The sequence below is a fragment of the Shinella zoogloeoides genome, assembly GCF_030733845.1.
Classification (GTDB): Bacteria; Pseudomonadota; Alphaproteobacteria; order Rhizobiales; family Rhizobiaceae; genus Shinella; species Shinella zoogloeoides_C.
The window spans coordinates 1300601-1327282 of record NZ_CP132311.1 but is presented as its reverse complement, the minus strand read 5'-3'; the positions used below and the strand labels follow the sequence as shown (position 1 = coordinate 1327282).

At 63.5% G+C, this 26682-nt stretch carries 25 protein-coding genes and 4 tRNA genes; 14 read left to right on the top strand and 15 right to left on the bottom strand.

Annotated features, from left to right (window positions below; genetic code table 11):
- Positions 1-171: 171 nt before the first annotated feature.
- The 8 genes from nusG to Q9316_RS07510 all read right to left on the bottom strand — a co-directional run bounded on the left by nusG (position 172) and on the right by Q9316_RS07510 (position 5779).
- Positions 172-702 (bottom strand): transcription termination/antitermination protein NusG, encoded by a 531-nt coding sequence (gene nusG, locus Q9316_RS07545; protein WP_119259257.1) that lies wholly within the window; start codon positions 700-702, stop codon positions 172-174.
- Positions 703-718: 16 nt separating this feature from the next.
- Positions 719-919: a preprotein translocase subunit SecE gene (gene secE, locus Q9316_RS07540; RefSeq protein ID WP_306034590.1), complete on the bottom strand. Its 201-nt coding sequence runs from the start codon at positions 917-919 to the stop codon at positions 719-721.
- Between the two features lie 191 nt (positions 920-1110).
- Positions 1111-1186 (bottom strand) — tRNA-Trp (locus Q9316_RS07535).
- 123 nt (positions 1187-1309) lie between these two features.
- Positions 1310-1888: a hypothetical protein gene (locus Q9316_RS07530; RefSeq protein ID WP_306034589.1), complete on the bottom strand. Its 579-nt coding sequence runs from the start codon at positions 1886-1888 to the stop codon at positions 1310-1312.
- Positions 1889-2382: 494 nt separating this feature from the next.
- Positions 2383-3558, bottom strand: a complete 1176-nt coding sequence (gene tuf, locus Q9316_RS07525) for an elongation factor Tu (protein WP_306034588.1) — start codon at positions 3556-3558, stop codon at positions 2383-2385.
- Positions 3559-3867: 309 nt separating this feature from the next.
- On the bottom strand, positions 3868-5313 hold the full coding sequence (gene zwf, locus Q9316_RS07520; protein WP_306034587.1) for a glucose-6-phosphate dehydrogenase: 1446 nt from the start codon (positions 5311-5313) through the stop codon (positions 3868-3870).
- Positions 5314-5592: 279 nt separating this feature from the next.
- Positions 5593-5666, bottom strand: a tRNA-Gly gene (locus Q9316_RS07515).
- Positions 5667-5694: 28 nt separating this feature from the next.
- Positions 5695-5779 (bottom strand) — tRNA-Tyr (locus tag Q9316_RS07510).
- 282 nt (positions 5780-6061) lie between these two features.
- On the opposite strand from Q9316_RS07510, the gene rlmB reads away from it, so the two are divergent.
- The gene (gene rlmB, locus Q9316_RS07505; protein ID WP_306034586.1) at positions 6062-6937 is read left to right on the top strand and encodes a 23S rRNA (guanosine(2251)-2'-O)-methyltransferase RlmB; all 876 of its coding nucleotides are present in this window, start codon (positions 6062-6064) and stop codon (positions 6935-6937) included.
- A gap of 71 nt (positions 6938-7008) precedes the next feature.
- Here the strand turns inward: rlmB and Q9316_RS07500 are convergent, their stop codons facing one another.
- On the bottom strand, positions 7009-7632 hold the full coding sequence (locus tag Q9316_RS07500) for an FMN-dependent NADH-azoreductase (RefSeq protein WP_306034585.1): 624 nt from the start codon (positions 7630-7632) through the stop codon (positions 7009-7011).
- 130 nt (positions 7633-7762) lie between these two features.
- Here Q9316_RS07500 and Q9316_RS07495 point away from each other — a divergent pair, with 130 nt between their 5' ends.
- Both Q9316_RS07495 and Q9316_RS07490 read left to right on the top strand, forming a co-directional pair.
- A complete protein-coding gene (locus Q9316_RS07495; RefSeq protein ID WP_306034584.1) occupies positions 7763-8710 on the top strand; it encodes a LysR family transcriptional regulator in 948 nt (315 codons plus the stop codon).
- A 53-nt stretch (positions 8711-8763) separates the two neighbouring features.
- Positions 8764-8839, top strand: a tRNA-Thr gene (locus Q9316_RS07490).
- A 128-nt stretch (positions 8840-8967) separates the two neighbouring features.
- Here Q9316_RS07490 and tnpA read toward each other — a convergent pair.
- Positions 8968-9402, bottom strand: a complete 435-nt coding sequence (gene tnpA / locus Q9316_RS07485) for an IS200/IS605 family transposase (RefSeq protein WP_306031944.1) — start codon at positions 9400-9402, stop codon at positions 8968-8970.
- A 176-nt stretch (positions 9403-9578) separates the two neighbouring features.
- Positions 9579-9857 (bottom strand): hypothetical protein, encoded by a 279-nt coding sequence (locus tag Q9316_RS07480; protein ID WP_306034583.1) that lies wholly within the window; start codon positions 9855-9857, stop codon positions 9579-9581.
- Positions 9858-10115: 258 nt separating this feature from the next.
- On the opposite strand from Q9316_RS07480, the gene Q9316_RS07475 reads away from it, so the two are divergent.
- The 5 genes from Q9316_RS07475 (at position 10116) to Q9316_RS07455 (ending at position 12424) form a co-directional block, all read left to right on the top strand.
- On the top strand, positions 10116-10283 hold the full coding sequence (locus Q9316_RS07475; protein ID WP_306034582.1) for a hypothetical protein: 168 nt from the start codon (positions 10116-10118) through the stop codon (positions 10281-10283).
- Positions 10280-10477: a hypothetical protein gene (locus tag Q9316_RS07470; protein ID WP_306034581.1), complete on the top strand. Its 198-nt coding sequence runs from the start codon at positions 10280-10282 to the stop codon at positions 10475-10477. Before Q9316_RS07475 ends, Q9316_RS07470 begins: the two co-directional genes overlap by 4 nt.
- A 203-nt stretch (positions 10478-10680) precedes the next feature.
- On the top strand, positions 10681-10890 hold the full coding sequence (locus tag Q9316_RS07465) for a hypothetical protein (protein WP_306034580.1): 210 nt from the start codon (positions 10681-10683) through the stop codon (positions 10888-10890).
- Positions 10891-11116: 226 nt separating this feature from the next.
- Positions 11117-11890, top strand: coding sequence for an NAD kinase (locus Q9316_RS07460; RefSeq protein ID WP_306034579.1), 774 nt, complete (start codon positions 11117-11119; stop codon positions 11888-11890).
- A 30-nt stretch (positions 11891-11920) separates the two neighbouring features.
- Positions 11921-12424: a hypothetical protein gene (locus tag Q9316_RS07455; RefSeq protein WP_306034578.1), complete on the top strand. Its 504-nt coding sequence runs from the start codon at positions 11921-11923 to the stop codon at positions 12422-12424.
- 47 nt (positions 12425-12471) lie between these two features.
- Here the strand turns inward: Q9316_RS07455 and prfB are convergent.
- The 3 genes from prfB to Q9316_RS07440 form a co-directional block, all read right to left on the bottom strand.
- Positions 12472-13603, bottom strand: a protein-coding gene (prfB, locus tag Q9316_RS07450; RefSeq protein ID WP_306034577.1) for a peptide chain release factor 2 whose coding sequence is annotated in 2 segments (ribosomal slippage) — positions 12472-13533 and positions 13535-13603 — 1131 coding nt in all. Because the reading frame shifts where the segments join, the coding sequence is not laid out codon by codon here.
- Positions 13604-13699: 96 nt separating this feature from the next.
- Complete coding sequence (locus Q9316_RS07445; protein ID WP_306034576.1) at positions 13700-16147, bottom strand: penicillin-binding protein 1A; 2448 nt, start codon at positions 16145-16147, stop codon at positions 13700-13702.
- A 275-nt stretch (positions 16148-16422) separates the two neighbouring features.
- On the bottom strand, positions 16423-17661 hold the full coding sequence (locus Q9316_RS07440; protein WP_306035241.1) for an N-acetylmuramoyl-L-alanine amidase: 1239 nt from the start codon (positions 17659-17661) through the stop codon (positions 16423-16425).
- A gap of 635 nt (positions 17662-18296) precedes the next feature.
- Here Q9316_RS07440 and Q9316_RS07435 point away from each other — a divergent pair.
- On the top strand, positions 18297-21161 hold the full coding sequence (locus Q9316_RS07435) for an Rne/Rng family ribonuclease (RefSeq protein WP_306034575.1): 2865 nt from the start codon (positions 18297-18299) through the stop codon (positions 21159-21161).
- Between the two features lie 136 nt (positions 21162-21297).
- Positions 21298-22062 (top strand): SDR family oxidoreductase, encoded by a 765-nt coding sequence (locus Q9316_RS07430; protein WP_306034574.1) that lies wholly within the window; start codon positions 21298-21300, stop codon positions 22060-22062.
- Positions 22063-22137: 75 nt separating this feature from the next.
- On the opposite strand, the gene Q9316_RS07425 is transcribed toward Q9316_RS07430, so the two are convergent.
- A complete protein-coding gene (locus tag Q9316_RS07425) occupies positions 22138-23289 on the bottom strand; it encodes a pyridoxal phosphate-dependent aminotransferase (RefSeq protein ID WP_306034573.1) in 1152 nt (383 codons plus the stop codon).
- A 205-nt stretch (positions 23290-23494) separates the two neighbouring features.
- On the opposite strand from Q9316_RS07425, the gene Q9316_RS07420 reads away from it, so the two are divergent.
- The 4 genes from Q9316_RS07420 to accC all read left to right on the top strand — a co-directional run bounded on the left by Q9316_RS07420 (position 23495) and on the right by accC (position 26680).
- Positions 23495-24253: a DsbA family protein gene (locus Q9316_RS07420; RefSeq protein WP_306034572.1), complete on the top strand. Its 759-nt coding sequence runs from the start codon at positions 23495-23497 to the stop codon at positions 24251-24253.
- 149 nt (positions 24254-24402) lie between these two features.
- Positions 24403-24840, top strand: a complete 438-nt coding sequence (gene aroQ / locus Q9316_RS07415) for a type II 3-dehydroquinate dehydratase (RefSeq protein ID WP_306034571.1) — start codon at positions 24403-24405, stop codon at positions 24838-24840.
- A 21-nt stretch (positions 24841-24861) separates the two neighbouring features.
- A complete protein-coding gene (gene accB, locus Q9316_RS07410) occupies positions 24862-25323 on the top strand; it encodes an acetyl-CoA carboxylase biotin carboxyl carrier protein (RefSeq protein ID WP_306034570.1) in 462 nt (153 codons plus the stop codon).
- Between the two features lie 10 nt (positions 25324-25333).
- The gene (accC, locus tag Q9316_RS07405) at positions 25334-26680 is read left to right on the top strand and encodes an acetyl-CoA carboxylase biotin carboxylase subunit (protein ID WP_306034569.1); all 1347 of its coding nucleotides are present in this window, start codon (positions 25334-25336) and stop codon (positions 26678-26680) included.
- Positions 26681-26682 lie beyond the last annotated feature (2 nt).

Below are 26682 nucleotides of genomic sequence, written 5' to 3'. Positions count from 1 at the left end.
GTCGCCCGGCCCATGATGCCGACCCGACGGCCGGCGGCTGCGGTTGCGTGGTGCGGACGCGGCGCCCGGCTTTAAGGCCGCCTGCCCTTCCACGCGATTGGCGGAAAACTCCGCCACCAATCCTCCGGAGAAGACTGGATTTCATGAGCAGCGCCGGAAGGCGCCGCGAAATCAGATTTTCTCGACCTGGGCGTATTCCAGCTCGACCGGGGTAGCACGACCGAAGATCGACACTTCCACCTTGAGGCGCGAACGCTCCTCGTCGACGTCCTGGACGATACCGTTGAACGAAGCGAACGGACCGTCGGAAACGCGAACCTGCTCGCCGATCTCGAAGGAGACCGAGGGCTTCGGACGGTCGACGCCGTCCTGGACCTGCGACAGGATCCGCTCCGCCTCGCTGTCAGGGATCGGAACCGGCTTGTTGTCGGAACCGAGGAAGCCCGTCACCTTCGGCGTATTCTTGATGAGGTGGTACGCTTCGTCCGTCAGGTTCGCCCGCACCAGCACGTAGCCGGGGAAGAACTTGCGCTCCGAATCGACCTTACGGCCGCGACGCACCTCGACAACCTTCTCGGTCGGCACGAGGATCTTTTCAAAGAGATGGTCGAGACCCTTCTGGCGGGCCTTGTTCTCGATATCCTCCGCGACCTTCTTCTCGAAATTGGAATAGGCGTGGACGATGTACCAACGGGAAGCCATGTTCATCTCCAAGCAATCAAGCGCCAGCGTTCAGGACGAGACCGATCAGCCAGCCCATCAACTGGTCCGCAGCGAAGAAGAACACCGCAGCAAGGAAGACCATGACGAAAACCATGACGGTCGAGATCATCGTCTCGCGCCGCGAAGGCCAAGTCACTTTCGCCGTCTCGGAGCGTACCTGCTGCAGAAACGCAATCGGATTCGTTTTCGATGCCATTGAATATCCACGCCATTACGGCACGTAAAGCTGAACTATCAGCCCCACGCACCGCGTGTCTGTTTTGCCCTACATAAAGCCCGATTCCCTTTTTCACAAGGGGCAACCGGGCTTTTCACGAATTTAGACGGCGTCTACCGTCACGCCATTTGCCACCGTCGCTGCAAGTCGTCCGCGCTGTCCGGCTGAAATGGCAGGGGCAGAGGGGCTCGAACCCCCGACCTGCGGTTTTGGAGACCGCCGCTCTACCAACTGAGCTATACCCCTAAGTGCTTGCTGCTTCGTGGCGAAACGCCCGTCGCCGGCAAGGCATGGCGTCTTTACGGCGCACGGGGCGACTTGGCAAGCCCGAAGGCGAGATTTTTTCACAGCCAGGATGGGTAAAGCGCCCTACCAGCTGAAGCCGAGCCTTGCCCGCAGCGCGCCGGTCAGCTCGGCATTCTGCCGCCGCACCGTCGCGGTCAGATTGAAGCCGTCGAAAAGGCGCTGCTCGATGCACAGTTCCGTGTTGATCGTCTTGTTTGCACTCGAGACGGTGCCGGAGGCGATGAAGGATGTGCCGGTGCGCAGCGCCCGCACCTCGGCTTTCTGCGTCACGCGCACCGTCCCGCCATAGCCGTGCCGCATGGTCGTATCGGCGGACACGACGGGCTCGATCACGATATCCACGGAACGCGTCGGCATCCAGCTGCGGGAAACGGCGGCGCTTGCCGAGATGCGCCCCGTCACCGGATTGTAGCCGGCCGACGCGCTGCGCTGCGCGCCGGAACGCCCCTGCCCGCGCGCTTCGGCCCAGAGCCGGGCATTGTCGCGCGTCCTGTGGATGCGGCCGTTGGACGACGTGGCGACGGAGAAGTCGATACCGCCGCTGACATCCCTGCCTGCCGCGGCCCTTGCCCCCGTGCGCAGGCGATAGGCATGGCTGGAGAGTTTTTTCGGCGACCAGATCAGGAGGGAATCGCCAGCCAAGGCATGCCCGGCCGGCAGAATCGCAAGAATCGTGGAAAGAGCGAGCGCTGCGCGCGCCGCACGAGCAAAAACAGTCATGACAATGCGGGCCTGTCTCGTGATTTCCGTAGGGCGCACGGCAAGGCACCATGCCCGCCACGCGCAGAGACGCCTTCACAAAACACCGGACCGCAACGATCCGCAGGCGCCGGGCCAGAGGGCACTACACCCATCGGCCAAATCGCTCGAAGCGATGACGCGAATCTACCTGCTGCCGTCAGGCGGCTCTATCCCCAGAACTGGCGAGTTATGCCGGCCAGCTAAAAAAGCCTGCCGCGGGACACGCTTTCAAAACAAAAAAGCCCCGCGGTTTCCCGCGGGGCTCTCATCAGGTCAGAGACCCGAATTACTCGACGATCGAGGCTACGATGCCGGCGCCGCGTGCAAATCGCGCTTGCGCGCCATTTGCACATCCTTGAAGACCGTCGGCAAGCTTACGCCATCGTCAACGATCGTTATTCAACGATCGAGGCTACGATGCCGGCGCCGACGGTGCGGCCGCCTTCGCGGATTGCGAAGCGCAGCTTTTCTTCCATCGCGATCGGAACGATCAGCTCGACGGCAACCGTCACGTTGTCGCCCGGCATGACCATTTCCGTGCCTTCCGGCAGCGAAACGATGCCCGTCACGTCCGTCGTGCGGAAGTAGAACTGCGGACGGTAGTTCGTGAAGAACGGCGTATGACGGCCGCCTTCTTCCTTCGTCAGGATGTAGGCCTCAGCCATGAACTTCTTGTGCGGCTTGACCGAACCCGGCTTGCACAGGATCTGGCCACGCTCGACGCCGTCACGGTTCACACCGCGAACCAGCGCACCGATGTTGTCGCCGGCCTGGCCCTGGTCGAGCAGCTTGCGGAACATTTCAACGCCGGTCACCGTCGTCTTCGACGTCGGACGGATGCCGACGATCTCGACTTCTTCACCGACCTTGACGATGCCACGCTCGACGCGGCCCGTCACGACCGTACCACGGCCCGAGATCGAGAACACGTCTTCGATCGGCATCAGGAACGGCTGGTCGATCGGACGCTCGGGCGTCGGGATGTAGCTGTCGACAGCGGCCATCAGCTCGCGGATCGCGTCTTCGCCGATCTTCTTGTCCGAATCTTCGAGAGCAGCAAGAGCCGAGCCCTTGATGATCGGGATATCGTCGCCCGGGAAGTCGTAGGACGACAGAAGTTCGCGCACTTCAAGCTCGACGAGCTCCAGAAGCTCGGCGTCGTCGACCTGGTCGACCTTGTTCAGGAACACCACGATCGCGGGAACGCCGACCTGGCGGGCGAGCAGGATGTGCTCGCGCGTCTGCGGCATCGGGCCGTCGGCGGCAGAGCAAACCAGGATCGCGCCGTCCATCTGCGCTGCACCGGTGATCATGTTCTTGACGTAGTCGGCGTGGCCGGGGCAGTCGACGTGCGCGTAGTGACGGTTCGGCGTCTCGTATTCGACGTGCGCCGTCGAGATCGTGATGCCGCGTGCCTTTTCTTCCGGGGCAGCGTCGATCTGGTCGTACGCCTTGAACTCGCCGAAGTACTTCGTGATCGCTGCCGTCAGCGACGTCTTACCATGGTCAACGTGGCCGATCGTGCCGATGTTTACGTGAGGCTTGTTGCGCTCAAACTTGCTCTTTGCCATGTTTTCTTTCCTACTGATCGAAAGTTGGGCTAACCGGCCCTTCCGGTTTGGCAGGCGTTTAAGGCTTTCGCAACGAATGCGCAAGCCTTAAATGCAGAGCGAAAAATGCCGGAAACGAGCTGAGGCAAGCCAGATCATCCGCATATCGTGACGCAGAATCACGTTTTCAAGGCAAAGCCTTACTACGGGATGCTGATTGCATGTGTGAAGTGAATAGGTGAAGCTGACAGCGGCCAACGAATTCCGGCTTTCCCGCATTGCCATGGACGGCGAACCAGCCATCCCGCAGCGGAACATCCCCGCCGATCGTCAATCGACCTTTGCCGAATCCCGCCAGGCCCGCTCGAAGGGCAGCCGCCAGGCATGCGGGGCGATGAGCTGGTGGATCGATTTCGGCCCCCAGCCGCCCTGGTCGTAAAGCCGGACCGGCGGCGGATTGTCGAGCAGCGGCTGGGAGACCTCCCAGAGGCGCTCGATGCCCTCGGCGGTGGTGAAAAGCGTATGGTCGCCGCGCATGGCATCGAGGATCAGGCGCTCATAGGCCTCCAGCACTTCGCCGATCAGGCCGGTTTCGCTCATGGCGAATTGCAGCGAGAGCTTGTCGAGCCTGAAACCCGGGCCGGGCCGCTTGCCGTAGAAGGAGAGCGAGACCTTGGAGGCATCGGCCAAATCGAAGGTGAGGTGATCGGGCCCCTGCGCGCCGACGCCGGAGCCGGCCGGGAACATCGACTTCGGCGGCTCACGGAAGGCGATCGAGATGATGCGCTGTCCTTCGGCAAGGCGCTTGCCGGTGCGCAGGAAGAACGGCACCCCGGCCCAGCGCCAGTTGTCGATGGCGCATTTGAGGGCGATGAAGGTGTCGGTGTCGCTTTCCGGATCGACGCCGGGCTCCTTGCGGTAGCCGATATATTGACCGCGCACCACGTCGCGCGGCTCGATCGGCAGCATGGAGCGGAACACCTTGTTCTTCTCCTCCGAGATCGGCGCCGGCTCGAGCGCAGTGGGCGGCTCCATCGCCATGAAGGCGAGGATCTGAAACAGATGGGTCACCACCATGTCGCGATAGGCGCCGGTGGTCTCGTAGAAGGCCGCGCGCGTGGAAAGGCCGAGCGTCTCCGGCACGTCGATCTGTACGTGATCGATGAAGTTGCGGTTCCAGATCGGCTCGAACAGGCCGTTGCCGAAGCGGAAGGCCAGGATGTTCTGCGCCGGCTCCTTGCCGAGGAAATGGTCGATGCGGAAAATCTGCTTCTCGTCGAACACCTCGTGCAGCTTCTTGTTCAGCGCCACCGCGCTGGCAAGGTCGGTGCCGAAGGGCTTTTCCATGATGATGCGGCAGCGATCCGTCAGCCCGGCCTGGGCGAGAAGCTGCACGGCCGGCAGAGCGGCATTCGGCGGCACGGAGAGATAGTGAATGCGCCGCGTCTCGGCGCCCAGCGCTTCCTCCGCCCTCTCGACCGCCGCCTTCAGCACATCGGCGCCGGCGGAAAGCGGGACATAATCGAGGGACGCGGAAAACGCCTCCCACTCCGCCTCGGTGAATTTGCGTGTCAGGAACTTGTCGAGCGAATCGCGCGCGATGGCCCGGAAACCGCCGGCGTCCATATCGTCGAGCGAGACGCCGATGATCCGGCAGCCCGGAATGAAGCCGGCATTGATGAGATGGAACAGGCCCGGCAGCAGCTTGCGGCGCGAGAGATCGCCCGTCGCTCCGACGAGCACGACGACCTGTGGATAGCCGGGACCGACCCGCATGGAATTCTTCGGCAAATTACCAGCCCTCAAGCTTTCCGTTGCGTCTTGCGGACGGGGTAAGACCAGGCCCGCGCCGGCGTTTCGCCGCCGCGAGACGACCGTCCTGGTACCTGAAGCCTGCACGTCGAAGCCCCTCGCCCATTCAAGGTTGAATAGAGGCATGGATTACGAGGTGGATCAAGGGCCAGCCGCGGCGGCATCCCGAAAATGCGAGTGCAGGCGCGAACAGCCGGCGCTGAAGGCGCAAGTGGCACCAGGTTTCGTAAATTATTGAAATATTGGAGCGGGTAGCGGGAATCGAACCCGCGTATTCAGCTTGGAAGGCTGCTGCTCTACCATTGAGCTATACCCGCGGGGTGGTCATGATCCGAAGCAACGGAATGGTGGAGGGAGTTGGATTTGAACCAACGTAGGCTGAGCCAACGGATTTACAGTCCGTCCCCTTTAACCACTCGGGCATCCCTCCATATTCCGTCGGGATCATGCGACCAGTGTCGACCGGCGGGCAGTGCCTCTCGGCGGCGCCTTCGATCTGGCGGCGTATATGACGGGCACAATTCGTCCTGTCAACACGACGTCACGGAAAAAATTGCGAAAAACGTCATCGTCCCCAAATGCCGGACGCAAGCCGTTCATGACGCGCCGGTCCTGTCGGAGTGACCGCATGCAGCCGGCAGGCTTTCGAATTTCACCCGCCTTTATCGCAAATCCCCTGCACACTTTCGCACGACATGCTTTATATGGCCGCATGAGCAAAGATGACACCGGCGGCAAGTCCGCAAAAGACACCCATTACGCCAACCTGCGCCGGGCGCACCGCGACCAGAAGCGCGAGCGCGGCGAGATCCCGACGCCGAAGGACGACCGCCGCCGCAAGCCGGCGGAAGGCTGGAAGCCGCCCACCCTCGCCCCGGACCAGGTCTATCTTTATGGCCTGCACACCGTGCGCGCGGCGCTCGACAATCCCGAGCGCAAGATCATCAAGCTCTCGGTGAGCCTGAATGCCGCCCAGCGGCTGGAGCTGCCGGATTTCTCGACGCTGCCCTACCCGGTCGAGACCGTGCTTCCCTCCGATCTCGACAAGGTCCTCGGCGCGGACGCCATCCACCAGGGCGTGATGCTGGAAACGCGCCCGCTGCCGGTGCGCCGGCTCGAGGCGCTGAAGGACAGCCCGCTGCTTCTGGTGCTCGATCAGGTCACGGACCCGCACAATGTCGGCGCCATCATGCGCTCGGCCGTCGCCTTCAATGCCGGCGCGGTCATCACCACGCAGCGCCATTCGCCGACCGAATCGGGCGTGCTCGCCAAGACCGCCTCCGGCGCGCTTGAACTCATCCCCTATGTCCAGATCACCAACCTTTCCGATGCGCTGGAAGAGTTGCACAAGCTCGGCTTCGTGACGATCGGCCTTGATTCGGAAGGGCCGGCGCCGCTGGAGGGAACGCTGTCCGGCCAGCGCATCGCGCTCGTCATGGGCGCGGAAGGCAAGGGCCTAAGGCAGAAGACGCGCGCCACCTGCAAGGCGCTCGCCCGTCTCGACATGCCCGGCGCGATCAAGTCGCTCAACGTCTCCAATGCGGCCGCCATCGCGCTCTACGCCACGCACCGCCATCTCTTCGGCTGAACCGCCGGCACGGAAAAACGCAAAGGCCCGCCGGTTTCAGCCGGCGGGCCTTTGCGTTTCGGAGTTTATCGTCAGCCGACGAGCCGCAGGTTGGCCCGGCCCGAAATGGTGCGCTCAGCTTCGGAAATGGCTTCGACCTTCGAATCGGCGCTGAGGTTCAGGCCCTCCGCGCGCACCACTTCCACATCCGTGATGCCGAAGAAGCCGAGCACGACCTTCAGGTAGCTCTCCTGGTGGTCCATTGCAGCCGCTGGGCCGGCGCTGTAGTGGCCGCCGCGGGTAGAAACGATAATGACCTTCTTGCCCTTGGCAAGGCCTTCCGGCCCTTCGGCCGTATAGCGGAACGTCTTGCCGGCGACGGCGACGCGGTCGATCCAGGCCTTGAGCTGGCTGGGCAGGGAGAAATTGTACATGGGCACGCCGAGGATGATGGTGTCGGCAGAGAGGAATTCGTCGAGGACGACCTGGCTCTCGGCGACGTCGGCCGCGATCCTGGCATCGACGTCTTCCGGCTTGGCATTGGCCGCCATCAGGTGGGCGCCGGAAAGATGCGGCAGCGGGCTTGCGACGAGATCGCGATAGGTCACCGTGGCGCCCGGCTGCTCGGCCTTGATCTGGGCGACGACGGCCGCGGTCAGGCGGCGGGATACGGAATGGTCTCCGAGGATGCCGGAGTCGATATGGAGAACGTTCATGGGTCAACACCTTTGCTTGAATTGGGTGCAACACATATGTTCCGAAAACAATCGCGTGATTAGACAGCAAAAATCCAATTGACCGTTTCAAATGGGAAACAATAAATCAGGCATCCATCGGAGAGACACCATGCAGGACCTGAACGATCTCGCACTCTACGCCGCCGTCGTGCGGCACAAGGGTTTTACGGCGGCGGCCCATGCGCTCTCCGTGCCGAAATCGAAGATCAGCAAGCGGATCGCGGCGCTGGAGGAGCAGCTCGGCGTGCGGCTCATCGAACGCTCGACCCGCAAACTCGCCGTCACCGATATCGGCCAGTCCTTCTACGAGCGCTGCGAGGCGGTGCTGTCAGGCGTGGAGGCGGCCGAAGCCGTCGTCGCCGTCGCCAAGGCCGAGCCGGCGGGCACCGTCCGCCTGTCGATGCCGCCGGGCTTCGCGCCTGTCGTGGCCGATATCCTGCCCGGCTTCATGAAGCGCTTTCCGCTGGTGCGCCTCTCCATCCTCACCACCGGCCGGCCGGTCGATCTCATCGAGGAACGGATCGACGTCGCGCTGCGCGTGCGCGACAGCTACGATACCGACCAATCGCTGATCGTGCGCCGCTTCGGCGGCACGCGGCGCTATCTCGCGGCAAGCCCGCGCTTTCTCGAGCGCTACGGCCCGATCGATCTCGACACGATCGGCCGCGTGCCAACGCTCTCCATGCAGGAAAACAACCCACGCGCCATCTGGACGCTGTACCACGCCAATGGCGAGGTGCACGACGTCTCCCATTCGCCGGTGCTGACCTGCTCGGATTTCAGCGTGCTGGAGCGGGCGACGATCGAGGGCGTCGGCCTCGGCCTGCTGCCGGACATGATTGTCGAGCGCGGTTTTCGCAGCGGCCTGCTGACGCCGGTTCTGCCGGACTGGACGAGCGCCGAATCGGCCGTGCACGCCGTCTTCACCTCGCGCCACGGCATGCTGCCTGCCGTTCGCGCCCTCATCGACCACTTGGCCGAAAACCTGCCGCGCTCGATGGAACGCTGCCAGGAAATCGTCCCCAGGGCGGCCTCCGACAGCAACTGGTCGATCTGAAACGCCCTTTTTGCTTTACAGCGGCGGAGAATATGCTAACTCCCTCGCAGAGTGCCCTTATAGCTCAGTTGGTAGAGCACCTGATTTGTAATCAGGGGGTCGCGCGTTCGAGTCGTGCTGGGGGCACCATTTCCATATCTTCGGTAGGCTGACAGCGCCGTTTCCGGCGCCCCATTCCCCATACAAGTCATGACCTCCACCAGAGGTGGAGGTTTGAAACGCTGCGCTTGAACCGCTAGAAGCGGTTTTGCTATGTGTTAGTAGCTACGGTTAAAGAGGTCGGCAAAGTCGGAAGCTTTGTCGGCCTTTTCCTGATTACGGATATAACGTCTGACGACCTGCTCATCATAGCCAGCCGTAGAGACGAAGTACCCACGCGCCCAAAAGTGATAGCCCTTGTAGCGCCGCTTGCGGGCATATTTGTTGGCCACGTAAAGGGCCGTCTTGCCTTTCAAAAAGCCGACAATCGAAGACACCGAGTATTTCGGCGGGATCGATATCAGCATGTGCACATGGTCGGGCATCAAGTGCCCTTCCCTGATCTCGCATCCCTTTTGTCGAGCAAGATTATGCAGCAGATCACCCAACTCACGCCTTACGTCCCCGTAAAGGCGCTTCGTTCGGTACTTACTCGCGAAGACCACATGATATTTGCAGTCCCACGTCGCGTGTGATTGCGATCGTTCGTCCATAAAACCTCCGTTCTATGTCTCGGCCAATCTAGCGGTCCAAGCGCGGAGGTCTCTCAACGACAATGTAGAACCAGTCCAGTCCTCCACCGTAGGTGGAGGTTTATTTATTCCATAAAAAAGCGAACGCCCGAGGCGTCCGCTCTTTGTTCATCCAGTATTGGAACCGAGAGCCGGAACTAGCGCTGCTCTTCGGTACCCTGGTAATAGTCGCCGTCGGCAGGGCTGATTTCCCCGCTGGTCGGGTCGGCGCCCTCGTCGGGCTTGTTGATGCTCTGCGTCGAGAACAGATCGACACCGTCGCCTTCAGCGGACTGGGCATGGTTCATGCCGTCGGCCATGGGCGGGGTTACGCCCTGATAATACTCGCCGTCACCGGCGGCCAGGGCCTGCGAGCCGCCGAGAACGGAAGCGGCGAAGAGAGCGGATGCAAAAAGTGCCTTGATGGAGCTGGTCATTTTTCAATTCCTTCCATGGGTTACTTCCGGTGTCGTAACGACCGAGGCGCGACGAGAGTTTCATTGCCGTCGCTTTTTTCACGGCTTCGTGATCACGCCGTATGGTGCAACACATTGATGGCGTTGCAGATTTCGGCGGCGAAAAACCACACGAAGCGCGCCCTGCTCCGGTTCCTCAGCCTTGAATCTCGTTCTCGATCTGCTTCTTGACTGTTCACGCAAAACGGAACATAAAGAGAACATTCGGAGGACGCAACGATGCAGAACGATGCTCTGGAACGCGGAAATGCCATTCTCGAAGCCTGCCGGTCCCTGCGCGAACGGCAGATGCAGAACCGTCTTGAACTTCAGCGCAAGGCCGCAGCCTCTGCCAAGCCGCTCTATGTCCTGAAGAGCAAGAAGCAACTGGAGCTGCGGCTGCAATGATGCCGGCGCTGCGACGCACGGACGAGACGGACCGCAAGGAAGCGGTCGAAATCCTCGCCCTTCATGATGGCGATGCGCTGGAAGCCTTGCGCACGCTGATCGCGGAACGCGATGCGGTTGAGGAACGACTTGCCATCGCGACGCTCGTGATGGAACGGCGCCGGGCCGATCCGCGGTGCGGTTGCGAACCCTGACGCGGGCCATTCTCCCTGGATAGCTAATCATCAATCGGAAGGCGGCCGCTCCCACATGACGGCGCATTGCCGTTCGGGGCCGACTGGCCTATAGGCGTCTATAGCTCAACGATGCCCTTGCGGCATCATCAATCCCGTTTCGTGCCGGGATGCCGGCGACAGGGCCGGCGGCGGCGCGGAGCGATCTTGCGGGAGGAACGGACGTGGCGGCAGACAAGGAAACGGCGGGCAAGGAACCTGTCTCGAAGGTCACGGTGGAGAAGGGGCGCAACGGGCACTATTATTTCGCCTTGACCCATTACGGCGTGACCTATCCGTTAAACGGCCCCTTCCCCAATGCCTTGCAGGCGGCCGTCGCCGGCCAGGCCGCGCTCAAAAGCCTCGACGCGCAGACGGGCGGCCGGAAATCCTGAGTGCGATCGCGCCGCTGCCGCCCATCCCGCCATTGTCATATTTTTCAGATGCGCGTGCCGTAAAGGCATGCGACAAAGACCGGCCCGCCGTGGGCTAGGGCAATTCCAGCAAATCGCGTAGCGGTTTTGCGGCCGGAATTGCGTAAAAACAAAAGACAGGGCGTTTTCGCGATTCGGAGAAAAGCGGAAATGTTCCGGGCTTGCAGCGAGGATGCGGGATCAGGGCATGACGCGTAAATTCACCTCCCTCTCCTTCGTCGCCTCGCAGGCGAGCGAAGCGCAGGAAGCGCGCAACGAGCTGATCGCCATCTACGGCAATGCCGATCCGGAAGAGGCCGATGTGATCGTGGCGCTCGGCGGCGACGGCTTCATGCTGCAGACGCTGCACACGACGATGAATACCGGCAAACGCGTCTACGGCATGAACCGGGGCTCCATCGGCTTCCTGATGAACCGCTACGAGACGCAGGATCTCGAGGCGCGGATCGAGCATGCGGTGGAAAACGCCTTCCGGCCGCTCGAAATGGTGACGAGCGATGCGAGCGGACAGGAACGGCGGGCGCTGGCGATCAACGAAGTGTACCTTTTCCGCCAGTCCTACCAGGCGGCGAAACTGCGGGTCAGCATCGACGGGCGCATGCGGCTGGAGGAACTGATCTGCGACGGCCTGCTTCTGGCGACGCCCGCCGGTTCCACGGCCTACAACCTTTCCGCCCACGGCCCCATCCTGCCGCTGGAGGCTCCGCTTCTCGCGCTCACCCCGGTCAGCCCGTTCCGGCCCCGCCGCTGGCGCGGCGCGCTGCTGCCGAACAAGGTGACGGTGGAGATCGAGGTGCTGGAAGCCGAAAAGCGGCCCGTCAACGCGGTGGCCGACAATACCGAGGTCAAGTCCGTGACGTCTGTGCGCATCGCCGAATCGGTGGGGCTTTCGGCGCGCATCCTCTCCGACCCGGATCATTCCTGGTCCGACCGGATTCTTGCCGAACAATTCGATTATTGATGCCGCGACCCATCCGGACAGGAGTTCGCCATGAAACGGCCCATGCTTGCCAGCGCCCTCGCCTTCCTCATCATAGCCGGCGGGCCGGCCTTTGCAGAGGATGCCTCCCCCGTTTCGGAAACGATCACCTTCGTGGTGAGCACCGGCTTCTGGGAAGAACCGGCCGAGGACGACACGCAGCAGGACACGGCTACCGCCAAGCCGGAAACGGCCGAACCGGCGACTTCACGCCGCGGCTACTACAAGCTCATCGCCGTGCGCCAGCCGGACGGCACAGCACAGGTCCATCTCCAGCAGATCGAGGCGACCGCCGACGGTCCGAAGATCGCGTCTTCCGCCGTGCTGGACGAGTTTTCGGCGATGAAGCCCTATATCACGGACATCCGCCCGGAAAATTCGACCGGGATCACCACCCAGCCGGGCCTCTTCGCCACGGTCTACCTGAAGACGGATCCGAAGGCGGCGGAACCCGAAAGCTGGACGGTGCTGATCGACGACCTCGGCGAGATCAAGATCGAGCGCGCCACCAACTGAAAACGGGCGCCGAAGCGCCCGTTCCCCAATAGCATTTCGCGCCAACCTTAGTTCAGGTCGTCAACGACGGCGTCGGCACCGCCGTTCACGCGGTGGGCAAGCGCGGCTTCCATGAACTCGTTGAGCTCGCCGTCGAGAACGTCCGACGGCGCCGTGCTTTCGACGCCCGTGCGCATGTCCTTGACCAGCTGGTAGGGCTGGAGGACGTAGGAGCGGATCTGGTGGCCCCAGCCGATATCCGTCTTCGAGGCGGCTTCGGCGTTGGCGGCTTCCTCGCGCTTCTTCAGCTCTGCTTCGTAGAGACGGGCACGGAGCATGTCCCAGGCCTTGGCGCGGTTCTTGTGCTGCGAACGCTCCTGCTGGCAGGCGACGACGATGCCGGTCGGGATGTGCGTGATGCGCACGGCCGAGTCGGTCGTGTTGACGTGCTGGCCGCCGGCGCCCGACGAACGGTAGGTGTCGATGCGGCAGTCGCTCTCGTTGACCTCGATGTTGATCGATTCGTCGACGACCGGATAAACCCAGATCGACGAGAACGAGGTGTGGCGCCGCGCATTGCTGTCATAGGGCGAGATGCGGACGAGACGGTGCACGCCCGATTCGGTCTTCAGCCAGCCATAGGCGTTGTGCCCCTTGACGAGGAGCGTCGCGGACTTGATGCCCGCTTCTTCGCCGTCATGGACTTCCAGCAGCTCCACCTTGAAGCCCGAGCGCTCCGCCCAGCGAGTGTACATGCGCAGAAGCATGTTCGCCCAGTCCTGGCTTTCCGTGCCACCAGCGCCGGAATGCACTTCGAGATAGGTGTCGTTGGCGTCGGCCTCGCCGGAAAGCATGGCTTCGACCTGCTTGCGCGCGGCCTCCACCTTGACGGCCTTCAGCGCATCCTCGGCTTCCTTGACGATCGCGGCGTCGCCTTCCTCCTCACCGAGTTCGATGAGTTCTATATTGTCCTTGAGCTGCTGCTCGATGGCTTTTACGCCACTGATGCCCTCGTCCAGCTGCTGGCGCTCGCGCATCAGCTTCTGAGCCTCCTGGGCATCGTTCCAGAGGGTCGGGTCCTCTGCCTTGTTGTTCAACCAGTCCAGTCGTCTCAGCGCCTGATCCCAGTCAAAGATGCCTCCTCAGCAGGCTTATGGCCTGCTTGATCTCGTCGACGATGTTCTCGATTTCCGCGCGCATGTCCGTTTCTTCGATGCTGTTTCGTTGGCCCCGAAATAGAGAGGGCGGGCGCGGATGTAAAGCCCCGCGCCCGCCCTCCAAAAGCATGCCGTCCGATCAGAACAGGCCGCCGCTGCCGCCGCTCACCGCCTGGTTCGCCTGCGGCGAGCTCTTGAGGATTTCCTCTGGTGTCGCGAATTCCTCGCCGCCGATGACCGAGAAGACGTCGGCCGGGCCGGTGCCGGGCTTGAAGGCCTCCATGATCGTGTCCGGATCGCCCTCATTGGCCTGCATGCCGGTCTTGCGGTTGACGGCGATGAACTGCATGCCCTCGGGCACGATGAACTTCGTCGGGCGCGTGCCTTCCAGCGCCGCCTGCATGAATTCGTTGAAGATCGGGGCGGAGAGCGAGCCGCCGGTGGCGCCACGGCCGAGCGGCGCCGGGTTGTCGAAGCCGATATAGAGGCCGGCGACGAGATCGGGCGTATAGCCGACGAACCAGGCGTCCTTCTCGTCGTTCGTCGTGCCGGTCTTGCCGGCCGTGGGACGGTCGAGCTTGATCTTGCCGGCCGCGGTACCGCGGGTGACGACGCCTTCCATCATCGAGGTGATCTGGTAGGCGGTCATCGGGTCCAGAACCTGTTCGCGGTTGTCGACCAGCGTCGGCTCTTCCTGCTTTTCCCAGTCGTTGGCGTTGCAGTTCTCGCAGGTACGCTCTTCGTGGCGGAAGATCGTCTTGCCGTAGCGGTCCTGGATGCGGTCGATCAGCGAAGGCTTGATCTGCTTGCCGCCATTGGCGAGCACGGCATAGGCCGAGACCATGCGCAGCACGGTCGTCTCGCCCGAGCCGAGCGACATGGACAGCACCGGATACATCTTGTCGTAGATGCCGAAACGCTCGGCATATTCGGCGACGAGGTTCATGCCCATGTCGTTGGCAAGGCGCACGGTCATCAGGTTGCGCGAGCGCTCGATGCCGAGGCGCAGCGTCGAGGGACCGGCCGCGCCGCCGCCGTAGTTCTGCGGGCGCCAGACCTGGCCGCCGGCGACGATCTCGATCGGCGCATCCATGATGACCGAGGCGGGCGTATAGCCGTTGTCGAGAGCCGCCGCGTAGACGAACGGCTTGAAGGAGGAGCCCGGCTGGCGCATCGCCTGCGTTGCGCGGTTGAATTCCGACTGGCCGTAGGAGAAGCCGCCGACCATGGCGAGCACGCGGCCGGTATGCGGGTCCATGGCGACAAGGCCGCCCTGCACCTTCGGCGGCTGGCGCAGGCGATAGGTGCCGCCTTCCATCGGTTCGACATAGACTACATCGCCGACATTGAAGACGCCGGCCGGCGATTTCGCCGTCTTGCGGTCGCCCTTGGCTGAGCGATAGGCCCAGTTCATGTTCTTGGCCTCGATGCGGCCGGTGACCCGCTCCTCGACGACCTTGCCCGACGCCTCCTTGCGCGGCTGGAGGCCGATATCGGCGCCGCCCTCGTCGACGGCGAGCACGACGGAAAGCTTCCATTCCGGCACGTCGGAAAGCGAATCGATCTTGGCAAGCTCCACGCCCCAGTCGCCGCCGATCTCGATGGTCTTGATCGGGCCATGGAAGCCGCGGCGCTCGTCATAGGTCAGCAGGCCGCGCTGCAGGGCCTTGCGCGCGGCGATCTGGATGCGCGGATCGAGCGACGTGCGCACGGACAGGCCGCCCTCGTAAAGCGCGTTGTCGCCGTAGCGCTCGATGATCTGCCGACGGACTTCTTCGGAGAAATAGTCCGAGGCGAAGAGATAGGTGCCGCGGTGGCGCGGCGTCACGCCGAGCGGCTGGGCCTTGGCCTCCGCGCCGTCGCTCTGGGTGACGTAACCGTTCTCGACCATGCGGTCGATGACCCAGTTGCGGCGTTCGATGGCAGCTTCCGTGCGGCGGAAGGGATGGTAGTTCGACGGGCCCTTCGGCAGGGCGGCGAGATAGGCGGTCTCGGCGACCGTCAGCTCGGTGACGGACTTGTCGAAATAGGTGAGCGCCGCGCCGGCGATGCCGTAGGAGTTCAGGCCGAAGAAGATCTCGTTGAGGTAGAGCTCGAGAATGCGGTCCTTGGAATAGGCCTGCTCGATGCGGAAGGAGAGGATCGCCTCCTTCACCTTGCGGTCGATCGTCTGGTCGGAGGAGAGCAGGAAGTTCTTGGCGACCTGCTGCGTGATCGTCGATGCGCCGACCGGGCGGCGACCGGAACCCATGTTCTGCAGGTTGACGACGATGGCGCGGAAGAGGCCCGTCACGTCCACGCCGGGATGCTGGTAGAAGTTCTTGTCTTCCGCCGAGAGGAAGGCGGCCTTCACGCGGTCGGGAATCGCCTGGATCGGCAGGTAGAGGCGGCGTTCGCGGGCATATTCGGCCATCAGCGCGCCGTTGCCGGCATGCATGCGCGTCGTCACCGGCGGCGCATAGCTGTTCAGCACTTCATAATCGGGAAGATCCTTGGTGACACTTCCGAGATAGAGCGCGACCACAGCCGCCACGCCGAGGAAGAACACGGCGCCAATCCCGAAGAAATATCCAATCAGTCTGATCATGAGCCAGTTACCGATGCCTTATGCTTATAATTTCATCGGGCAGATCGTTGCCCGGCCTGTATTGCCGCGGGCCATTCCGGCCGCTGCGCCCAGCTTGTCCGAAGACGAGTCGCCCCATTTTACCGATCCCTGTAGCGATCGGAATGTGAGGAAAATAGGGCTTACAGCATGCCTTGCGGCTTCGCCACCGCACAATGGCGGCCGATGTCACTTTTCCGGCACAGGCGACACTAGCACGTCCCGCGCCCATGCGCTCCCGGCATCGCCGGACAAGCTTAACCGCCGTTCGCGACGACGGTGGTGCGATATTCGTCCACCGCCTTGGCAATGAGGCCGGCAACCTTCTTCTGCCAGGCCGGATCGATCAGAAGCTGCTCGTCGTCCTTGTTCGACATGAAGCCGAGTTCGAGCAGGATCGAAGGCACGTCCGGCGCGGTCAGCACGCGGAAGCCGGCATGGCGATGCGGATTGTTGATCAGCAGCACCTCGTTCTTGAAGGTGCTGACGACGCTCTGCGCAAGGTTGATGGAGAAGGCCTGCGTCTCGCGGCGCGTCAGGTCCAGCAGGATGTCGGCGACTTCGGCCGGTTCGTCCGCAAAGGAAATGCCGGCGATCTGGTCGGAGAGGTTCTCGCGTTCGGCAAGGTTCGCCGCAAGGCTGTCGGAGGCCTTGTCGGAGATCGTGTAGACCGTCGCGCCGCGGATATCCTTCTGCTTCAGCGTATCGGCGTGAATGGAAATGAGGAGATTGGCGCCTTCGTTGCGGGCGAACTGCACGCGTTGCGAGAGCGAGAGGAATTCGTCCTTTTCGCGGGTCAGGACGGCGCGCGTGCCGGGCAGCTTGTTCAGCGCCTCGGCCAGCTGGCGGGCGAAGGCGAGCGTGACGTTCTTTTCCTCGGTCTTCGTAACGCCGCCGCGCGCGCCGTTGTCGATGCCGCCGTGGCCGGCGTCCACCGCGATGACGAAGGGCCCGTCCGCGCGGCTGCCCGGCAGCAGCGCCGGCGTCTCCGCCGTCGCAGGTGCCGAGGCCTCCTGCCAGCTCTGCTTTTCCATCTGGCCCTGGAATGCCTTGTCGGTGACGATGGCCGTATCGATAACGAGGCGGTAGCTTGCGCCCCCCTGCTCTTCCTGAACCTTGGCAAGCACCACGCCGACGGGACGCGACGCCGTCAGCACGATGCGCGAGCGGCCGGCGGCCATGGTGCCGTAGCGGATGTCGGAGAAGATGCCGCGCGCCTCGAATTCCTCCGCCTTGATGCCGAAAGCCGTCTCGGGCAGGTCGATGAGGACGCGGTAGGGATTTGCGACGTAGTGGACCTTGAAGTCCGGCTTGCGGTCGAAATCGATGACGAGGCGCGTTCGGGCGTCGTCGCCGGCGATGCGGGCGCCGAAGGCGAGCAGCGGCGCGGCCGAAGCGGACACGGCGAAGGCCGGCGTCACGACCGAAAGGCTGAGCACGGCGACAAGCGCGGCTGCAGCGACAGAGAGGATCTTTTCGGTCAGAAGGCGTAGCATCACCACTCGCAGTCCGTTCAAACGCGTGGAAACCGCGCGATGCGGTGCAGGACGAGCTTCATAGATGCCCTCATATGGTTAACCAAAGCTTGCCGTAAGGCCGCGCCGACGCAACGATGCACACAGCCGGCAAATCCATCAAGATTATGGCGCTTCGGGCTTTTCCCTTGCCATTGTGACATATCCGCCATAAAAGCAAAATCAGGGAAAAAGAATAGACGGGATAGAATCGCTTAGAGCAGGCAGCCACCCCCTACGGGACCTTGGCGCCGAACCGGGCCTTCATCCGCCGTCGCGCTGCTTTTTCCCGGCCGACTAGATCGCGTAAACCGGCGGTGGCCGGAACAGTCAAGGTGGATTTCCACCACTCGCCCTTCCCCAAGGGCAATTTCATCGGACCGTTTTGGTCTATGGCACAGGCATTCTCGTTGGACGTTGATGTTGTCGCAGCGGATTTTATCAGAGGGTAACAGGCACCGGGACGCTCGCGTACCGACCTTCCTCCGTCCGCTTACCCCTCACCGGAGCCTAACGGGAACTTACTTATCCGGCGCATCCCTCTCCTCCCCCGGCACTTCCCTTTCAGGGAACAGTTCGCCGTCAGGATTGCGGTTGCGCCGAGGAGCTCAATCTACATGGCAGAAAAAATGCTTATCGACGCGTCTCACGCTGAGGAGACGCGCGTCGTTGTCGTACGCGGAAACCGCATAGAAGAATTCGACTTCGAATCCGAACACAAGAAACAGATCCGCGGCAATATCTACCTTGCCAAGGTCACGCGCGTCGAACCGTCGCTCCAGGCGGCCTTTGTCGATTACGGCGGCAACCGCCACGGCTTCCTGGCCTTCGCCGAAATCCACCCGGACTACTACCAGATTCCGCTCGCCGACCGTCAGGCCCTGCTGAGGGCCGAGGCCGAGGAGCATCGCCGCGACGACGACATCGAGCCCATCGAAACGGGTACCCGCGCGTCCGACGAGAAGGATGCGCCGGCCGAGATCGATGCCGAAGCCGTCGCCGCCGTCGAAGAGACCCCGGTCGAAGCCGTCGCGGAAGCCGAGGTCGTCGAGGCCTCCGCGGACCTTGCTGCGGAAGAGGCCCCGGCCGAAAAGCCGAAGAAGCCGCGCCGCACCCGCAAGGCCAAGGCGAAGACCGAGGACGTCCCGGCCGCCGAAGAAGCCGCCGCCCCTGCCGAAGGCAGCGACGACGAGACGCCCGGCGGCGCGATGGCGATGGCCGTCGACACCGACGAGGTTTCCGAGCCGGCCGAGCGCTCGCGCGGTCGTCGTCGCCGCGATGACGACGACGATGACGACGATCACAACGGCGAAGAGAAAGAAGTCATCGAATCCGTCGGCGCCGAAGACGCCATGGAAGAGGTTCCGGACCGCGTCCAGCGCAAGCCGCGCAAGCAGTACCGTATCCAGGAAGTCATCAAGCGCCGCCAGATCCTGCTCGTGCAGGTCGCCAAGGAAGAGCGCGGCAACAAGGGCGCGGCGCTGACCACCTACCTGTCGCTCGCCGGCCGCTATTCCGTCCTGATGCCGAACACGGCGCGCGGCGGCGGCATTTCCCGCAAGATCACCAACCTGCAGGACCGCAAGCGCCTGAAGGAGATCGCCCGCGACCTCGAGGTTCCGCAGGGCATGGGCGTGATCCTGCGCACCGCCGGCGCCAACCGCACCCGCGTCGAGGTCAAGCGCGACTTCGAATACCTGATGCGCCTGTGGGAGAACGTGCGCACGCTGACGCTCGCCTCCACCGCACCCTGCCTCGTCTACGAGGAAGGCTCGCTCATCAAGCGCTCGATCCGCGACCTCTACAACAAAGACATCAGCGAGATCGTCGTTGCCGGCGAGGAAGGCTACAAGGAGGCGAAAGCCTTCATGAAGATGCTGATGCCGAGCCACGCGAAGGTCGTCCAGCCCTATCGCGACGTGCATCCGATCTTCTCGCGCTCGGGCATCGAAGCCCAGCTCGACCGCATGCTGCAGCCGCAGGTGACGCTGAAGTCCGGCGGCTACATCATCATCAACCAGACCGAGGCGCTCGTCTCGATCGACGTCAACTCCGGCCGCTCGACGCGCGAGCACTCCATCGAGGAGACCGCGCTGCAGACGAACCTGGAAGCCGCCGAGGAAGTGGCGCGCCAGCTTCGCCTCCGCGACCTTGCCGGCCTCGTCGTCATCGACTTCATCGACATGGAGGAGAAGCGCAACAACCGCTCCGTCGAGAAGCGCCTGAAGGACCACCTCAAGAACGATCGCGCGCGCATCCAGGTCGGCCGCATCTCGCATTTCGGCCTGCTCGAAATGTCGCGCCAGCGTATCCGCGCCTCGGTCCTCGAATCGACCATGCAGACCTGCCCGCACTGCAACGGCACGGGCCATATCCGCTCGCAGTCGTCGGTCGCGCTGCACGTCCTGCGCGGCATCGAGGAGTACCTCCTCAAGAACACGACGCACAACATCGTCGTGCGCACGACGCCCGACATCGCGCTCTACCTGCTCAACCACAAGCGCGGCACGATCATCGACTATGAAGGCCGCTTCGGCGTCCAGATCATCATCGAGGCGGATGCCCATGTCGGTGCGCAGCATTTTGCGATCGACCGCGGCGAAGCCGTCGAGAACCCGGTCAAGATCGAGCAGATCCTGCATTTCGAGCCGGAACCGGAAGACGACGACGTCGTGATCGAGGACGAGATCGACGAGGAAGAGGACGAAGCCCGTCCGGCCGCCGCCGCTCAGAGCGCGCCGTCCGCTTCCACCTCCGACGAGAACGGCCGCAACAAGCGCAAGCGTCGCCGCCGTCGCCGTGGTCGTGGCCGCGAGAATGGCGAAGGCACTGACACCGCCTCCTTCGGCGGCGAGCAGCCGGGTGACGAAGACGCGCTCGACGACGACGATGCCGAAGGCGACGAGGGCGCGGAAGAAACGCAGGCCCAGGCCGACGAGACCGCCGAGCAGCGCCGCAAGCGCCGCCGTCGCGGCAAGCGCGGTGGCCGCCGCAATCGTCCCGAGGATGGCTCGGTCGAAGCCGGCGCCGAGGGCGACGAGGCGGACGGCGATGCCGAAGAGGGCGATGCTGCCGAAGAGGTAGTGGCTGTCGAGGTCGAGGTTGCCGAAGTGGCTGCCGCTGCCGAGGAAGCACCCGTCGAAGCCGTTGCCGAGGAAGCGCCGGCAAAGCCGAAGCGTGCCCGCCGCAGCCGCGCAAAGGTCGTGGAAGAAGCCGCGACCGACGAGGCCGCCCGCAGCGAGATCGAAGCGCAGCCAGCTCCGGTTGCCGTCGAAGAGAACGCCACGCCGGCCGAACCGGAAGTCGAGCAGGCATCCGCCGATCTCGAGGAGCCGGCCAAGCCGGTCCGCGCCAACCGCGACATCTCCAAGATCGCGTCGCAGCCGGTGGTGAAGTCCTCGACGGCCAAGGAAGCCGCGCCCGAAGACGACGCCGAAAAGCCCAAGAAGGGCGGCTGGTGGCAGCGCCGCGGCTTCTTCTAAAAAGCCCGCTCATAGTCAGGAAATTGAGAAGGCCCGGTTCGACCGGGCCTTTTTCTTGGCAAGCGGGAATCGGGTGGTTCCGCCTGCGCCCTTCTGCGACATCCGCGTCGTCGGAAACCAGTAAGGGAAAGACCTCATGACCCGTCTTGACAACAAGGTCGCCATCGTCACCGGTGCAAGCTCCGGCATCGGTCGGGCCGCCGCCCTGCTCTTTGCCCGGCAGGGGGCAAAACTCGTTCTTTCAGCCCGCGGACGCGAACGGCTCGATGCGGTTGCGGAAGAGATTCGCTCGGAAGGCGGAATGTCCATCGCCGTTCCCGGCGACGTCAGCGAGGAAGCCCATCACCAGGCCCTGATCGCGACCGCGCAGAAGGAATTCGGCGGCCTCGACATTGCCTTCAACAATGCCGGCACGACCGGGCCGGTCGGCGCCCTGCCGGACCTTTCCATGGAGGAATGGCAGGAAGTGCTTGGCATCAACCTGACCAGCGGCTTTCTCGCGGCCAAATACCAGTTGCCGGCCATGGAGGCGCGCGGCGGCGGCAGCATCGTCTTCACCTCGACCTTCGTCGGCTATACGGCGGGATTTCCGGGGCTTGCCGCCTATGCGGCGTCGAAGTCCGGTCTTGTCGGCCTCGTGCAGGTGCTCGCCTCGGAATATGGCCCCAAGGGCATCCGCGTGAACGCCCTGCTGCCGGGCGCGACGGATACGCCGATGGGCCGGGACGTGGCGAACACGCCGGAAGCGCGGCAATTCGTTGCCGGGCTCAATGCCTTCAAGCGCATCGCCGAGCCGGAGGAAATCGCCGAAGCCGCGCTCTTCCTCTGCTCGGACGCCTCCAGCTTCACCACCGGCACGGCGATGCTGGTCGATGGCGGCGTTTCGATCAACCGGGCCTGAGAAAGGGATTCAGGTTCCTGAAACTCCGATTCCGTTTCCGGCCTCAAGGTCCTGGAACGGAATCGTTTTTCGCAATCAGGCGAGCCAGGCTTCGAGGCGGTCGACCGCCTCGCTCATCTCCTCGAAGGCGCCGGCATAGGAGAAGCGCATCGTGTGGTGGCCGTCCTTCGGGTCGAAGTCGATGCCGGGTGTCGCCGCGACATCGGTCTCGGCCAGCATGCGGCGGGCAAAGGCCATGCTGTCATTGGTGAACCGGCTGACATCCACATAGGCATAGAAGGCACCATCCATCGGCGAGGCGATGGAAAAGCCGAGTTCCGGCAGGCGCTTGACGAGGAAGTCGCGGTTCACGCGGTAGGCGTCACGGTAGACGTTGAGCTCCGCCTCTGCCCCGAGCGCCGCTTCCGCCGCGATCTGCGAGAGTTCCGGCGCGGAGATGTAGAGGCTCTGGGCGATGCGCTCGACCGGGCGCACCAGCGCCTCCGGCAGCACCATCCAGCCGATCCGCCAGCCGGTCATGCAATAGTATTTCGAGAAGGAATTGATGATGACAGCCTCGTCGCCGAATTCCAGCGCCGTCGCCTCCTCGCCGACGAAGGTGAGGCCGTGATAGATCTCGTCGGAGATGAAGGCGATGCCGTTCTCCCGGCAATAGTTTGAGAGCGCCGCAAGTCTGGCCCGGCCGGTGACGGTGCCGGTCGGATTGGCGGGGCTTGCCAGCAGCACGCCGTCGATGCGTCCATGAGTGGCTGCAGCCGTCTCCAGGGCCTCCGGCGTCAGCGTGAAGCCGTTTTCGGCGCTCACCTCGATTTCCACCGTCTCGATGCCAAGCGCGGCGAGGATGTTGCGATAGGCGGGATAGCCGGGACGCGCGATGGCGACGCGGTCGCCGGCGTCGAACAGCGCGAGAAAGGCGAGGTTGAAGCCGGCGGAGGAGCCCGTCGTGATGGCGATGCGGCCCGGATCGACCGAAACCCCGTGATGCTCCCGGTAAAAATCCGAAATGGCGCGACGGAGGGAAATGAGGCCGAGCGCATCCGTATAGCCGATGCGGCCGATCTCCAGGGCCCGGCGGGCCGCCTTACGGGCGGCGTCCGGCGCGGGGTGCACCGGCTGGCCGACGGCCATGGAAATGACCGGCCGACCCGTCGCCCGCCGTTTCGTCGCTTCGGCGAGCACGTCCATGGCGTGGAAGGGTTCGACGGCGCCGCGGCGGGAGAGTTTCATGGGCTTTGCTTCCAGTTCTTCGTTGTGCCTTCCTGCCGCAAGACTTGCCCCTTCACAATCCCGCGAGGGCCGAAAATCCGCCGCTTTTGCCCTATCGTTTGCGCGGGAGCGACCATAAGGTCGTTGAAAGCGACCGCAGGCGCATTGACGCGCGGGCGCTGCCAATGGCACTTCAGCGGCGCATCACGACGAGGACAGGACAGACATGACATTCAAGACGAAGCTCGCGGCCACCGTCGCTCTCACCATCGCGGTCGCAGCCCCCCTTCCGGCCCTCGCCCTCGACGATGCGCAGAAGAAGGAGATCGGCGAGTTCATCAAGGAATATCTCGTCGAGAACCCGGAAATCCTTGTTGACGTGCAGGAGGCGCTGCAGAAGAAGCAGGAAGCCCAGCAGCAGGCCAAGGCCCAGTCGGCCATCACCGACAACGAGAAGGCGATCTTCTCCTCGCCCTACGACATCGCGCTCGGCAACCCGAAGGGCGACGTCACCATCGTCGAGTTCTTCGACTACAATTGCGGCTACTGCAAGCGCGCGCTCTCCGACATGGACGATATCCTGAAGGAAGACAAGAACGTCCGCTTCGTGCTGAAGGAACTGCCGATCCTCGGCCCCGATTCGCTCGCCGCCCACAAGGTGAGCGCCGCCGTGCGCGACCTTTCGCCGGAAAAGTACGGCGAATTCCACCGGACCTTGCTCGGCGGCGAAGGCCGCGCGACGGAAGAGAGCGCCATCGCGCTTGCCGTCGGCATGGGTATCTCCGAAGTGGACATCCGCAAGACCATGGCCGACAAGCCGCATGACGACGCCGTGCGCGAGGCCTATTCGCTGGCAAACGACCTCGGCATCACCGGCACGCCGTCCTACGTGCTCGGCAACGAGATGGTGTTCGGCGCCGTCGGCGCCGACGATCTGCGCGAGAAGATCGCCAATGTGCGCTCCTGCGGCAAGGCGACCTGCTGACAATCGCCATCTTCCTGCCATGCTGGCCGTGTTCAGCCTCTGCTGCTTGTGGACAGCCCTTTCGACCGGAAAAGCCCCTGCCCTTGGGGCTTTCCCTGCGGGAACCGCCGGTCTATAGGTAATCCTCCATCCAGCATGCGGAATGACGAATGGCTTCAACCCTTTTCGTGCTCAACGGCCCCAACCTGAACGCCCTCGGCAAGCGCGAGCCCGGTATCTATGGCGGCCAGACGCTCGCCGATATCGAAGCGCTCTGCAAGGCGGAGGGCGGGAAGCTGGGATTTGCCGTCGAATTCCGCCAGTCCAATCACGAAGGCGACCTGGTCGACTGGATTCATGAGGCCGGCGATGTCGCCGCCGGCGTCGCCATCAATGCCGGCGCCTATACCCACACCTCGATCGCCCTGCACGACGCCATCCGCGCCGTGAAGATCCCGGTGGTCGAACTGCACCTTTCCAACGTGCATGCCCGCGAGGAATTCCGCCACAAGTCGATGATCGCACCCGCCGTCAAGGGTGTCATCTGCGGCTTTGGCGCGCAAAGCTATGTCCTTGCGCTTCATGCGCTTTCGTCCATCACGACATAAGAAGAACCAGAGGCTCATTCCATGGCTGACAAGAAAAACGGCATCGATCAGGTCTTGATCCGCGATCTCGCCAACATCCTCAACGAGACGGACCTGACCGAGATCGAAGTGGAGCAGGACGACCTGCGCATCCGCGTCTCGCGCGCCGGCACGCCGCAATATGTCCAGGCGCCGATCGCCGCCCCGGCTCCCGCCTTCGCTGCCCCGGCCGCAACGGCCGCCGCCCCTGTCGCCGACGCCCGCAGCAACAAGAACGCCGTGACCGCGCCGATGGTGGGCACCGCCTACCTTTCCCCGGCGCCGGGCGCCCGCCCCTTCATCGAGGTCGGCTCCACCGTCAAGGAAGGCCAGACCATCCTCATCATCGAAGCCATGAAGACGATGAACCAGATTCCGGCGCCGCGCTCCGGCAAGGTCACCGAAATCCTCGTTTCGGATGCAAGCCCGGTCGAATACGGCGAACCGCTGATCGTCATCGAATAAGGCGGCCCCCATGATCTCCAAAGTCCTCATTGCCAACCGCGGCGAAATCGCCCTTCGGGTCCTTCGGGCCTGCAAGGAGCTGGGCATCGCCACGGTTGCCGTGCATTCGACGGCGGATGCCGACGCCATGCATGTGCGCCTTGCAGACGAGAGCGTATGCATCGGCCCGCCCCCGTCGCGCGAAAGCTACCTGAACATCCACCAGATCGTCGCGGCCTGCGAGATCACCGGCGCCGACGCCGTGCATCCGGGCTACGGCTTCCTGTCCGAGAACGCCAAGTTCGCGGAAATCCTCGACGCGCACGGCATCACCTTCATCGGCCCGACGGCCGAACACATCCGCATCATGGGCGACAAGATCACCGCCAAGCAGACGGCGCAGGAACTCGGCATCCCCGTCGTTCCCGGCTCCGACGGCGAGGTGAAGCCGGAGAACGCGCTGGAAGTCGCCCGCCAGATCGGTTTTCCCGTGCTCATCAAGGCCACCGCCGGCGGCGGCGGCCGTGGCATGAAGGTCGCAAAATCCGAAGCCGATCTCGAGGAAGCCGTCTCGACCGCCCGTTCCGAGGCGCTCGCCGCCTTCGGCAACGATGCCGTCTACATGGAAAAGTATCTCGGCAAGCCGCGCCACATCGAAATCCAGGTCGTCGGCGACGGCATGGGCAATGCGGTGCATCTCGGCGAGCGCGACTGCTCGCTGCAGCGCCGCCACCAGAAGGTCTGGGAAGAAGCCAACTCCCCGGCGCTCAATGTCGAGCAGCGCATGAAGATCGGCCAGATCTGCGCCGACGCCATGATGAAGCTGAAATACCGCGGCGCCGGCACGGTCGAATTCCTCTACGAGAACGGCGAGTTCTATTTCATCGAAATGAACACCCGCCTGCAGGTGGAGCACCCGATCACCGAAGCGATCACCGGCATCGACCTCGTGCACGAGCAGATCCGCGTCGCCTCCGGCGCCGGCCTGTCGGTGCGGCAGGAGGACATCGTGTTCTCCGGCCATGCCATCGAGTGCCGCATCAACGCCGAAGACCCGCGCACCTTCGTTCCCTCGCCCGGAACGATCACGCATTTCCATGCGCCAGGCGGCCTTGGCGTGCGCGTCGATTCGGGCGCCTATCAGGGCTACAAGATCCCGCCCTACTACGACAGCCTGATCGGCAAGCTCATCGTGCACGGCCGCACCCGCGTCGAATGCATGATGCGCCTGCGCCGCGTGCTGGATGAGTTCGTCATCGACGGCATCAAGACGACGCTGCCGCTCTTCCAGGACCTGATCGGCAACCAGGACATCGCCAACGGCGATTACGACATCCACTGGCTGGAAAACTATCTGGCCGACAAGACCGACGCCTGAGG